Source organism: Streptomyces montanus, from assembly GCF_005786655.1.
Lineage (GTDB): Bacteria > Actinomycetota > Actinomycetes > Streptomycetales > Streptomycetaceae > Streptomyces > Streptomyces sporangiiformans.
Map to the genome: position 1 here is coordinate 1 of NZ_VBZC01000022.1, position 12,462 is coordinate 12,462.

Sequence of the window (12,462 nt, forward strand, 5' to 3'; positions counted from 1 at the left end):
GCCGGGGATCAGCCCGGCCCCGTCGAGCAGCCGCAGCAGCGGCCCGGCGAGGAACGGCGCGGCCAGTCCCGCCGGCACGGCGACGACCGCCCACTGCACGGCCGTCGCCCAGGCCAGCCTCGATGTTCCGGCGCCGCGCGCGGCCAGCAGCGCGAGTTCGGGGCGGCGGTGCTCGGCGAGTTGGCGCGCGGTCAGCACCAGGGCGGCGGCGGCCAGGGCGGCGAGCAGGGTCGCCGGGATGTAGAGGCCGGCGCGGGCCACGGCGATGGGGGTGGTCAGGTCGTCGAGCGCGTTGTCGAGTGTGGACGCGACGACGAGCTTGGTCGTGGGCGGCGTCCCACGGAAGACGGAAAGGGACACGTCGCTGCCGCCGAACCCGTCGGCGCGTGCCCGCAGCGGCCCGATGTCGCCGAGCCGCAGCCCGCCGGTGTCCGGTACGCCAAGCCAAAGGGTCCCGGCGTCCTTGGCCAGACCCGGGGTCGACGTCAGCGCCCGGCGCGGCACCAGCGCGACGGAGTCGGGCGTCCCGAAGATGGTGCTCAGGTTCGCCCAGACGGCCGGACTGCGGTCGCCCACCCGGTACAGGCCGGCCACCCGGATCCGTATCTGCCGCCCGCTGTTCGGCTGTACCCGCAGCTCGTCGCCGGGCCGCAGCGCGAGTTCCCCGGCGAACACGTCGCTGAGCGCGGTCTCGACGATCCCTCCCCCGCCGGCCGTACGCGGCCAGCGCCCCGCCACCAGGCGGGCGTGCCGCCGCGTCTCCTGGAGGGCGACCAGGGACACGCTGGCGTCGTCGCGCGGGCGGCCGTCCGCCTCGGTCACGGTGAGTTGGGTCGAGCGGGAGGCGGGGACCCGTAACGCGGACCAGGTGTGATGGGGTACGTCATCGAAGGTGCGGTCGACCGCGGCGCGTACGAGTCTGTCCAACTCCCCCGCGTCGCGCGGCCGGTACGGCCCGGAGACGTCGACCACGGCCTCGGGGTCGCGGGCGAGCCGCCGCTGCACCCCGCCCTCGACGGCGTGGTCGGTGAGGGCCACGAGCGCGGCCAGGACGGTGGCGGCGAGCAGCACGGCGAGCCCGGCGGCGCCCAGCACCAGACCGTGATGCCCGGTTCCCCGTAAGGCGGCAGGCGCACGTCTCCCGCTCAACTCACCGGTCTCCCCCCGTAGTTGCGGCACAGTATGGGCCTGTTCGTCCGGACCCGCAATCGTGCGGAACCGGTCAGAAGAGCCGGGCCGGTCAGGAGAACGGCCGGTTCAGGAGAGCGGTGCCGTGGAGCCCCTGATCACCACACGGCAGCCCTGCGGCTCGATGCCTGAACGCGGCGATCCGGCGAGCGCGGCGAACACCGCCTGGGCGGCCGCCCGCCCCACCTGTTCGAGATTCATGTCGACACTGGTCAGAGGAGGCCGTGCGGCAGAGGTCAGGATCTTCCAGTTGTCGAACCCCATGACCGCGACATCCTCCGGCACCCGGTGCCCGCGCTCGCGCAGCACGTCCATCACCCCCCGGGCGATCTGGTCGCTGCCGCACAGCACGGCGTCCACTTCGGGGTGCCGGTCGAGCAGCATCGCGGTGGCCGCCCGCCCCCAGCCCTCCGACCAGGAACCGAACCTCGGCTCACCCACGGGCGCGAGCCCCGCGTCGGCGAGCGCCGCCAGGGCTCCCTCGGCGCGCTCGCGTGCCGCGCAGTAACCGGGATCCCCCGTGATGTGCGCGATCCGGGTGCGCCGGCAGGCGAGGAGGTGGTCCACCGCGATACGGCCGGCGCCCACGCTGTCCGGGACGATCGAGAGGTCCGAGGGGTCCTCGGAGGGCGCGTAGGCATACACCACCGGAACGGGCAGGTCGCGCCCGAGCGACGGGCGCGGGTCGGTACGGCTGCCCACCACGATCAGTCCGTCGACGCGCCGGCTGAGCAGCGCACGTACATGATGCTGCTCCCTGATCGCGTCACCGCGCGCGTCGCACAGGAACACGGCGACCTCGCCCGCACCGAAGGCGTCCTCGGCACCCATCAGGATGGGGATGCTGAACCGGCCTTCGAGGTCGCTGGTGAGCAGGCCGACGGTGCCGGTGCGGCCGGCGAGCAGGCTCCGGGCGAGCTGGTTGGGCCGGAACGACAGTCGCTCGGCCGCTTCGATCACCCGCTCCCGTGTCTCGGCGCGCACCTGGCTGCGGCCGTTGAGCGCCTTGGACGCGGTAGCGATGGAGACCCCCGCGAGGCGGGCGACATCGCCGAGGGTGGCCGGTTGCGGACGAGAGGGGCCGGTGGCCTGCGCCATGTGGGGTTCTCCTGTCCCGTTGCCGTAAGCCGAAGCCATGGGCCGTCGCTTGGCCGTAGCGGTAGCCGTACGTAGCCGTAGCCGTAGCCGTAGGAAAACCCTACTCGAAGCGTTTCGGCCGTGGTTCTCCAACAGTGACTCACAGGGGCCTCAAGCCCTGCGAAGCAAGGGGATTGACGGGCAGTCAGGGCGGCTTTAGCGTTCCAGAAAGCCTTTTCGGTCTTTTTCTGTCGCGGAGTCAGTCCCACATTCACCGTCCCGGAGGACCGGCCGACCTGCCGTCGGCCGCCATACAAGGGGGATCGACCATGGGGAGAACAGCCGGACTGCGTGGAAACGCCGCTCGTCTCGGCGTCGTCGCGCTCGCACTGATCGCCGCGACGGGTCTGGTCACGGCTTGTGGGTCGGGAGACGACGGAGGAGGGGGCGGAGGCGGCGGAGCCGCGACGGCCGGCGGGGTCGACGACGGGACCAAGCTGACGATGTGGACGCGCGCGGCCACCCGGCCGCAGAGCGAGGCCCTGGTGAAGGCCTACAACGCCCGTCACAAGAACCGGATCGAACTGACCGTCATCCCCACCGACGACTACCAGGCCAAGGTCGGTGCCGCCGCGGGGTCGCGCGACCTGCCGGACCTCTTCGCCTCGGACGTCGTGTTCGTACCCAACTACACGTCGAGCGGCCTCTTCGCCGACCTCACCGAACGCGTCGACGCCCTGCCCTTCGCCGATGACCTGGCCCAGTCGCACATCAAGGCCGGTACGTACGAGGGCAAGAAGTACGTCGTACCGCACACTCTCGATCTGTCGGTCCTCTTCTACAACAAGGACCTCTACAAACGGGCGAAACTCGATCCGGAGAAGCCGCCGGCCACGCTCGGCGAGTGGGACGAACAGGCCCGCGCCATCGACGCCCTCGGAGGAGGCGTCAACGGCACCTTCTTCGGCGGGAACTGCGGTGGCTGCGGAGTCTTCACCTGGTGGCCGTCGATCTGGGCGGCGGGAGAGGACGTCCTGAACAAGAACGGGACGAAGGCGGATCTCTCCTCCGACACCGCGAAGAAGGTCTACGAGACCTATCGCGGCTGGGTGAAGGACGACATCGTGGCCCCGGGTGCCCGTGAGGAGACGGGCACCACGTGGACCGGGGTCTTCCCGAAGGGAAAGATCGGCGTGATGCCCATGCCGTCTACCACTCTCGGCCTGATGCCCAAGGACCTCGACCTGGGTGTCGCCCCGATCCCCGGCCCCGACGGCGGCAAGTCCACCTTCGTGGGCGGCGACACCATCGGTGTCTCGGCCACCAGTAAGTCGGCCGACCAGGCCTGGAACTTCCTCGCCTGGTCCCTGGGCGAGAAGGCCCAGGTCGACGTCGTCGCCGCACACAAGGATGTCGTGGCGCGCACCGACCTGGCGTCCAACAAGCACTCGGACGCCGATCCGCGACTTGTGACGATCAACGAACTCGTGAAGCACGGCCGCACTCCCTACGCGCTGAAGTTCGGCCAGACCTTCAACGACCCCAACGGTCCCTGGCTGACCCTGATGCGCAACGCCGTCTTCGACGACGGCTCATCACTCGACAAGGACAACGAGGCGGTCACGGCCTCGCTGGCGGACTGACCGGGTGGGGAACCGCGCCCCGTAGGGGCGCGGGGAACTGCGCGCCCAGCCACGAAGCACCCGCAGCTTCCACGCAGGGAAACCCCCACCCCCAGGAGACGGCAGAACGGCAGAGGAGAGCCATGCAGCCACAGGTGGCAGACCAGGCGGCGGCCGGACGCCGCGCTTCCACCGCCCGCACTCGTCGCACCTTCCGAACTCGTCACGCCAAACAAACGCGTCACACGATCCGTACCCGCCGCACCAACCCTCCCGGTCCGGCCGGAGGCCCTTGGTGGGGGTCTCGCAAGGCCAAGGGCCTTGCCTACGCCGCCCCCACCGCCACGTTCGTCACGGTCTTCTTCGTGCTGCCGCTGCTGCTCGTCGGACAGATGTCGCTCAGCGACTGGCCGCTCCTGGCCGGGGACCGAGGCATCAACTCCCCCGAGAACTACACGGACGTCACCGACAACACCCTGTTCTGGCCCGCGATCCGCTTCACCCTGCTCTACACCGTGATCGTCACCGCCGTCCTGCTGGGGCTGGCGCTGCTGCTGGCCCTCCTGGTCCAGGAGTCCCGGCCGGGCGTCGGCTTCTTCCGTACGGTCTACTTCCTGCCCGGCGCCCTCGGTCTGGCCTCCGCGTCCCTGCTCTTCTGGGGCCTCTACAGCCCCACCACCGGCCCGCTCAGCGCCCTTCTCGAAGGGCTCGGCCTGGTCGACGACCCGGTCTCCTTCCTGGGCTCTCCGACCTCGGCACTGCTGTCGACGGTGTTCCTCATCGTCTGGAAGTTCGCCGGGTTCTACATGCTGATCCTGCTCGTCGGCCTCCAGCGCATACCGCACGAGGTGTACGAGGCCGCGCGGATGGACGGCGCGGACCGGTGGCAGATCTTCCGCCGCATCACCCTGCCGCTGCTGCGTCCCTCACTCGCGCTGACGCTGCTGCTGTGCGCGACCGGCTCGCTGCTCGCCTTCGACCAGTTCTTCATCCTCACCAAGGGCGGACCGGACAACAGCACCGTCACCATCGTCCAGCTCATCTACCGCGAGGCGTTCCAGCGGCTCGACCTGGGCACCGCCGCGGCGCTCTCGATCATCGTGCTGGCCGTGCTGCTCCTGCTCAACGTCCTGCAGTTCCGCGGCCTGCGCCACGCGGACGAGTCGTGAGAAGAGTCGCGCGACCACTCACGGGAGAAGCCGCACGAGAACTGACGCGAGAGCCCACACGAGAAGCCGCACGAGAACCGACGCGAAAGGAGACCATGGGACTCAAACACGCCCTCGGCCGCACCCCCTACTACGTCCTCGCCGGCGGCCTGGCCGTCATCTTCCTCTTCCCGCTCGTGTGGAACGCCTGGGCCTCGGTCAGCGGACAGCCCGGCACCGCACAGGAGTCCGGCCACGGCTTCGGCAACTACCGCACCCTGCTCGACTACGACGCGGGCCTGTGGCGCTACCTGCTCAACAGCACGATCGTCTCGGCGCTCACGGTCGCCCTCACGCTCGGGGTGTCCCTGCTCGGCGGCTACGCCTTCGCCCGCTTCGACTTCCCCGGCAAGAACCTGCTCTTCCTGCTGACGCTGGCCATCCTCATGGTCCCGTACGCCACCCTCCTCATCCCGCTCTACGTGCTGCTCGGCAGACTCCACCTGCAGAACTCGCTCATCGGGCTCAGCCTGGTGCTCGCCATGTTCCAACTGCCGTTCGCCACCTTCATGATGCGGATCTCCTTCGAGGCCGTGCCCCGCGAACTGGAGGAGTCCGCCCTCGTCGACGGCTGCGGAACATCCGGCGCGCTCCGGCGGATCCTGCTCCCCGCCGTCAAGCCGGGACTGATCACCGTGGGGCTCTTCGCCTTCCTCGCCGCATGGAACGACTTCATCGCCCCGCTGATCCTCATCTCGGACAGCGAGAAGGCACCGCTGCCGCTGGCCATCGCCAACCTACGGCAGCAGAGCATGGGGGCCGTCGACTACGGCGCCACCGAGGCCGGTGTGGTCGTCCTCGCCTTCCCCTGTCTCCTGCTGTTCCTGCTCCTCCAACGGCACTACATGCGCGGCTTCATGTCCGGCGCGCTGAAAGGATGAAAGTGAGGGGCAACATGACACGGTCACCCATCGCGCCGGTGTCGCCGGGCCGGGGCCGACTGCGACCGCTCGGCCTCGACGAAGTCAGGATCACCGGCGGATTCTGGGCCCGGCGACAGCAGATCAACGCCGAGGCCACACTGCACCACTGCCGGGAGTGGATGGAACGCGTCGGCTGGATCGGCAACTTCCGGACCGCCGTGCAACCCGACGGCCGGATCGACCGCGACCGGCGGGGCCGGGAGTTCGCCGACTCCGACGTCTACAAGCTGCTCGAAGCGATGGCGTGGGAGACCGGGCGCCGCGCCGACCCCGTCCTGGACGCGGCGATCGCCGACCTCACCGAAGTCCTCGCTCCGGCCCAGGAACCGGACGGCTATCTCAACACCGCCTACGGCCGCCCGGGACAGTCACCCCGGTACAGCGATCTGGAATGGGGCCACGAACTGTACTGCTACGGCCACCTCATCCAGGCGGGCGTGGCGCAGAGCAGGGCACGCGGCGAGGGCGAGCTGACCAAGATCGCGCGACGCGCCGCCGATCACGTCTGCGCCACGTTCGGCAGAGGCGGCATCGAACGGGTCTGCGGCCACCCGGTGATCGAGCCGGCCCTGGTGGAACTGGCCCGGCTCACCGGCGAGCAGCGCTATCTCGACCAAGCCGCGCTCTTCGTCGCCCGGCGCGGCCACGGCACGCTCGCCGACATCGAGTTCGGCCGCGCGTACTACCAGGACGACCTGCCGGTCCGGGAGGCGAAGGTGCTGCGCGGCCATGCCGTCCGTGCCCTCTACCTCGCCGCCGGCGCCGTCGACGTGGCCGTGGAGACCGGCGACGAGGAGCTGCTCGCCGCGGTCGTACGGCAGTGGGAGACGACGGTCGCGCGGCGCACGTATCTGACCGGCGGCATGGGTTCCCATCACCGGGACGAGTCCTTCGGCGACGACTTCGTCCTGCCGCCGGACCGCGCCTACTCCGAAACCTGCGCGGGTGTCGCCTCGGTGATGCTCAGCTGGCGGCTGCTCCTCGCCACCGGCGAGCCGCGCTTCGCCGACCTGGCCGAGCGCACCCTGTTCAACGTGGTCGCGGCCTCCCCCTCCGAGGACGGCCGGGCCTTCTTCTACGCCAACACCCTCCACCGGCGCCGCCGGGGCACCGCCCTGCGGACCGACACCGACAGCCCGCGCGCCGACTCCGGCCTGCGCGCCCCCTGGTTCGCGGTCTCCTGCTGCCCGACCAATGTGGCCCGCACCCTCGCCCAGCTGTCGGGGTACGTGGCCACGGCCGACGAGCACGGCGTCCAACTGCACCAGTACGCCGACGCGGAGATCGTCACCACGCTCGACGACGGCCGCGCGATCGGACTCCGCACCCGCACCGACTACCCGGCCGGCGGCGTGGTCACCGTCCGGATCACCCGGTCCACGGACCGCCCCTGGATCCTGTCGTTACGGGTCCCCGACTGGACGGCGGGTGCCACGGCATGGCTCGTGGACCCCGACGGCGTACGTAGCCCGGCCGCCCCCGGTACGGCCGAGGTGACCCGGGTCTTCCGGGCGGGCGACGAAGTCCGGTTGGAACTGCCCGTCTCCCCCCGCTGGATCCGGGCCGATCCGCGGATCGACGCGGTCCGCGGCACGTTGGCCGTACAGCGTGGACCGCTGGTGTACTGCGCGGAGTCCACGGATCTGCCCGGCGGACGGGACGTGGACGCGGTACGGGTGGATCCCCGCACACCACCGCGGGACGGCCCGGACGACTCCACGGTCACGGTCGCCGGTGAGCTGACCGAGGCGGACGAAGCGAGCGAACCGAACGAACAGCGCGCCACAGCGTGGCCGTACGAGCCACACAGCCACCCCTCCCCTCGTCCGGAGGGTCGTACGACCGCGGCCGGGCGTACGGAGATCGTCCTCGTGCCCTACCGCTCGTGGGCGAACCGAGGGCCTTCGACCATGCGGGTGTGGCTGCCCACGACGGAGCCCGACACCACCACCCCCACAGAGAGGTAGTCGTGCGCGAACCCCGAAGACAGCCCGGAGAACACACACCGCAAAGCCGGCGCGGACAGCGCGGCCGGGGCTTCCTCGCCGGAGCCCTGGGTTTCGCCCTGGCCCTGCTCACGACATCCGCCGTGACCGTCCCCGCTCACGCCGACAACGATGCCATCGGCTATCCGGTGTTCTCCGGAGCCGAGAAACCCGTCCCCGAGTTACCCGCGGGCTTCACCGTCCACGAGACCATGCGCGCCCAGTACCAGGCCGATCTGAAGCGCGGCGACGGCACCGACTTCTGGATGGACCGGATGCTGGCCCGTGAGGGCAAGGACCCGGCGGGTACCTGGCTGTTCAGCCGGGGCCGAGCCGTTTTCATGAAGGAACACGACCCCGAACGGCTCGGTTTCGCGGGCAACGTCGCGTACTGGGAGAGCATCGACAACCGCTCCGCGTACACCGTCACCCTGGCGGCGAACGGCGAGAACATCGTGCTCCAGGAGAACGCGGACGCCAGGAAACAGACGCCGAGTTACTGGCGCAGCGCCTTCGCCCACCAGGCCACCGGTCTGAGACTGACCCAGACGAAATTCATCACCGACGCCAATGTCGCCGTGACGAATCTGGCCCTCACCAACACCGGTTCAGAGTCCCGCGCCTTCACCCTGCGCGCCACGTCCCCGTACACCTCCACCGCCGACGGCGGTGAACTCACGGGGACGGTCGCGGCGAAGAACAACCTCACCACGGTCTTCCCACGGCTCTCGGGCGACGGGATGAAACCCGAGGCGGAGGGCGGCGAGGACAAGGGCGGTGCACTGACGCGCTCGGTGACCGTGCCTGCCGGAGGCACCGTCACGGTCAAGGTGCAAATGGGCTTCGTCACCGAGGAGATCGCCGACTCCCGGACCGCGTACAACGCCGTCCGGGCCGCTCCCCCGAAGAACGCCTTCCGCGACCACGTCAGGGAATACAACCGCTGGTGGGCCGAGAACCTGCCGTACATGGACGTGCCGGACGACAACATCGAGAAGACGCTCTACTACCGCTGGTGGCTGCTGCGTTACAACTACCTCGACGCCGACATCCCGGGCAACGACTATCAGTTCCCCACCTCCATGGAAGGCGTCCTCGGGTACAACAACGCCATCGCCCTGACCGTCGGCATGTTCGTCGACGACCTCAAATACCTGCGTGACCCCAGCTATTCGTACGGCCCCTGGGTTTCGGCAGGTGAGGTCTCGAAGAACAGCAAGTACACCGACAACCCGGGAGACCCCGAGAACTGGTCGAACAGCTACACCCAGTACATCTCGGAGGCCGCCTGGCGTTCGTACCAGCTGCACGGCGGGCCGGACGGCATCGTGCGCAATCTCGCGCGGTACGCCGAGAAGGACGTCCGCGGTCAACTGTCCAACTACGACAATGACGGCAACGGCCTGATCGAGTACGACTGGGGCGCGATGACCGGGAACGACGCCGACGCGGTCTCGTTCGACTGGAAGCCCGGAAATCTGGACCGCGCCGAATCGGCCTATGTGTACAGCAACGCGTCGGCGGCGGCCCGCGCCTACGACCTGATCGGTGAGACCGAAAAGGCCGACGGTATGCGGCAGATCGCGGACCGGGTGAAGAGCGCCGTCCTGAAGTACCTCTGGGACCCCGAGGACAAACTCCTCAAACACCGGCACGTCGCCTCGAACTCCCTCGTACCGTGGAAGGAAATCAACAACTACTATCCGTACAGCGTCGGGTTGATGCCCACCCCGGACAAGGACCCCCAGTATCTCGAAGCCCTGCGACTGTGGGCCGACGCGAAGCAGTATCCCGTCTTCCCGTTCTTCACCGCCAACCAGGCCGACAAGGCGGAGGCCGCGGAACAGGGGCACCCGGGAAGCAACAACTTCTCGGTCATCAACTCGACCGTCACTTTCCGCTTCCTCTCCTCGGTCCTGCGGAAGTACCCGAACAAATACATCGACAGCACGTGGTACAAGAAGCTGCTCTCCTGGAACGCCTGGGCGCACTATGTGGACGGCGACAACCGCTGGCCCGACCAGAACGAGTTCTGGGCGGACGGCAGCGCCGACCCGCAGAAGATCGGCTACCGGTCCTGGATCCACCACACCATCCTCGGCACCACCAACTGGACCGTGATCGAGGACGCGATGGGATTCAGGCCGCGTTCGGACAAGAAGATCGAACTGTGGCCGATCGACATCGACTGGCCGCACTTCGCCGTGACGGACATCAACTACCGGGGCAGCGAGCTGGCCGTCCTCTGGGACGAACCGGGCGACGGGAAAAGGCCTTACGGGAAGGATGTCCCCGAGGGCTATTCGGTCTACCTCGACGGCAGACTCGCCTTCACGGTCGATTCGCTCACTCGCCTCCTCTACGACCCCGCCACCGGAAAGGTGACCTTCCCCGACGGCGGTGACGCCAAGGTACGCACCAGCAACAAAGCTCACCTCAAGGCGCCCCAGGACGTCGAATACGGCGCGAAGGAAAGGGTCACCGATCTCTTCGCCAAGGCCGGGCGGGACCTGAGCGGCCCAGCGAAGAACGCGGAGAATCTCGCATCCAGCGCATCCGGTGCGACCGCACGAGCTTCGTACGAGGCCGAAGGACACGGAGTATCCGGTGCCGTCGACGACTTCACCATCAACGAACCCTTCTGGGGCGCGCGAGGCTCCGGGAAGGAAGAGGACTGGTACGAGGTCGATTTCGGCGCACCACGGAAGGTCGACGACGTCAAACTCTACTTCTACAGCGACAAAAAGGCGGGCGGGTACTCCGAACCGGCCATGTACACCGTGCAGTTCTGGAACGGCACGGAATGGAAGGACGTGTCCCGGCCGGCCAAGTCACCGGTCTACCCGAGAGCCAACCGCAACGACGTCCGCTTCCCACAGGTGACGACGGACAAAATACGCGTGCTGCTCACACACCGGGACGGTCACAGCAGCGGGCTGAAGGAGATCCAGGCGTTCGGCACCGGCGCGCCTGCTCCCGAGTCCGAGAACCGGGCCCCGTATGTCGAAGCCTGGCAGGACACCTCGTACCACCGGCCCGGCCAGGCCCGGCTGACCGGCATCGTCGAGGACGACGGACTGCCCGGACGGAAACTCTCCTCCGTGTGGAAGGCGGTGGACGGCCCGGTGGACGGCACGGTCATCCTCGACAAACCGGGGGCCCCGGCGACCGTCGCCCGGTTCACCAGATCCGGCACCTACACCCTCGAACTGACCGCCACGGACGGTGCGAAGCAGACGGCCAGGAGAGTCGTCGTGAAGGCGGAGGGACTGTCCGGCGGCGCGCGGGCCAATGTGGCTCCGTTCGCGACACCCACGGCCTCCTACACCTCCGGCTGGGAGTCGGTCGCCGCGATCAACGACGGCAAGGAGCCTGCCTCGTCCTCGGACACACCGCGCTGGGGCAGCTGGCCGCAGGAGGGCACCCAGTGGGTCCGGTACACCTGGGACGATCCCGTACGCGTCGACGGCTCGGACATGTACTTCTTCCGTGACACGCAGCCCGGAGCGGAGGACGGCGTCGGTGTCCCGGCCTCCTGGGTGATCGAGTACCTGGACGGCGAGGAGTGGCGCGAGGTCCGGCAGCCCAGCGGCTACGGCACCGCCGAGAACGGCTACAACCGGACCACCTTCACCCCGGTCACGACGACGAGCCTGCGGGCCCGGCTGACCGGACACCCCGGGCTCTCCCTCGGCGTACAGGAATGGAAGGTGTACGCCGAAACCCCGGAGTCCGTCCGCGAAGTGCACGTCCCGACTCCACGGGGGAAGATCCCCGATCTGCCGGACGAGATCACGATGGTCTACGCCGACGGCTCCACGGCCCGTTCGCCGGTCGCCTGGCCCGCCCTGACGGACGACCAGGTCGCGGAGGGCGGCACGAGCGTACGGATCACCGGCCTGGCGGACCGGTCCGCGCAGCCGGTCACGGCGACGGTCTGGGTGCGGCTCACCGACGCGGTCGAGATCACCAGCATCGCGGGCGAGCGCGTCACGACCCGGCCCGGCATACCACCCGGGCTGCCGGCGGCCGTCGTCGCGACGTACAACGACGGCTCGAAGGACAGCCGCGTCCGCGTCACCTGGGATCCGGTGAAGCCGGAGCAGTACGCCGAGCCGGGGACCTTCGAGATCGGGGGAACGGTGGAGGGCGCCGACCGCCGCGCCACGGCCACGGTCACCGTCACGGCACCGACGGCCTCGACAGGTCGGGCGTCGCCTTCGTGAGGGCCACCGATCACGTGCCAATTCCTTGCATCGACGCATCGACGCATCGACCGATCGGAGAGCGAGCATGTCCGAACTCCCTTCACGGCGCCGCCTGTTGAGGCTCACCGCCGCGGCGGCCGTGATTCCGCTGCCCCAACAGTTCGCGTCCCCATCCGTCCCCGCCTCCGGCGTCGTGCCCGCCGCGTACACGGCGGGCACCACGGGCTCCTCAGGCTCCGCAGGCGCTGCGG

6 protein-coding genes and 1 pseudogene are annotated in these 12,462 nt (G+C 69.2%); 5 read left to right on the forward strand and 2 right to left on the reverse strand.

Features of this window, described 5'->3' with window-relative positions; all coding sequences use genetic code 11:
• A pseudogene (locus FE633_RS20885) lies at positions 1–1,149 on the reverse strand (FtsX-like permease family protein); the annotation flags it as partial.
• Positions 1,150–1,257: 108 nt separating this feature from the next.
• On the reverse strand, positions 1,258–2,286 hold the full coding sequence (locus tag FE633_RS20890; protein ID WP_138046677.1) for a LacI family DNA-binding transcriptional regulator: 1,029 nt from the start codon (positions 2,284–2,286) through the stop codon (positions 1,258–1,260).
• A 308-nt stretch (positions 2,287–2,594) separates the two neighbouring features.
• Here FE633_RS20890 and FE633_RS20895 point away from each other — a divergent pair, with 308 nt between their 5' ends.
• From FE633_RS20895 to FE633_RS20915, 5 genes are all read left to right on the forward strand, one after another.
• Positions 2,595–3,908 (forward strand): ABC transporter substrate-binding protein, encoded by a 1,314-nt coding sequence (locus FE633_RS20895; protein ID WP_138046678.1) that lies wholly within the window; start codon positions 2,595–2,597, stop codon positions 3,906–3,908.
• A 122-nt stretch (positions 3,909–4,030) separates the two neighbouring features.
• Positions 4,031–5,056: a carbohydrate ABC transporter permease gene (locus FE633_RS20900; protein ID WP_138046679.1), complete on the forward strand. Its 1,026-nt coding sequence runs from the start codon at positions 4,031–4,033 to the stop codon at positions 5,054–5,056.
• A 95-nt stretch (positions 5,057–5,151) separates the two neighbouring features.
• Positions 5,152–5,976, forward strand: a complete 825-nt coding sequence (locus FE633_RS20905; RefSeq protein ID WP_138046680.1) for a carbohydrate ABC transporter permease — start codon at positions 5,152–5,154, stop codon at positions 5,974–5,976.
• Positions 5,977–5,990: 14 nt separating this feature from the next.
• Positions 5,991–7,985, forward strand: a complete 1,995-nt coding sequence (locus FE633_RS20910) for a glycoside hydrolase family 127 protein (protein WP_138046681.1) — start codon at positions 5,991–5,993, stop codon at positions 7,983–7,985.
• A gap of 2 nt (positions 7,986–7,987) precedes the next feature.
• A complete protein-coding gene (locus FE633_RS20915; RefSeq protein ID WP_138046682.1) occupies positions 7,988–12,229 on the forward strand; it encodes an Ig-like domain-containing protein in 4,242 nt (1,413 codons plus the stop codon).
• Positions 12,230–12,462: the final 233 nt, after the last annotated feature.

What these genes read in the sequence shown, in the direction of transcription:
- FE633_RS20890 (WP_138046677.1), bottom strand. Translation starts at nt 2,286, where the DNA reads ATGGCGCAGGCCACCGGCCCCTCTCGTCCGCAACCGGCCACCCTCGGC.
- FE633_RS20895 (WP_138046678.1), top strand. Translation starts at nt 2,595, where the DNA reads ATGGGGAGAACAGCCGGACTGCGTGGAAACGCCGCTCGTCTCGGCGTC.
- FE633_RS20900 (WP_138046679.1), top strand. Translation starts at nt 4,031, where the DNA reads ATGCAGCCACAGGTGGCAGACCAGGCGGCGGCCGGACGCCGCGCTTCC.
- FE633_RS20905 (WP_138046680.1), top strand. Translation starts at nt 5,152, where the DNA reads ATGGGACTCAAACACGCCCTCGGCCGCACCCCCTACTACGTCCTCGCC.
- FE633_RS20910 (WP_138046681.1), top strand. Translation starts at nt 5,991, where the DNA reads ATGACACGGTCACCCATCGCGCCGGTGTCGCCGGGCCGGGGCCGACTG.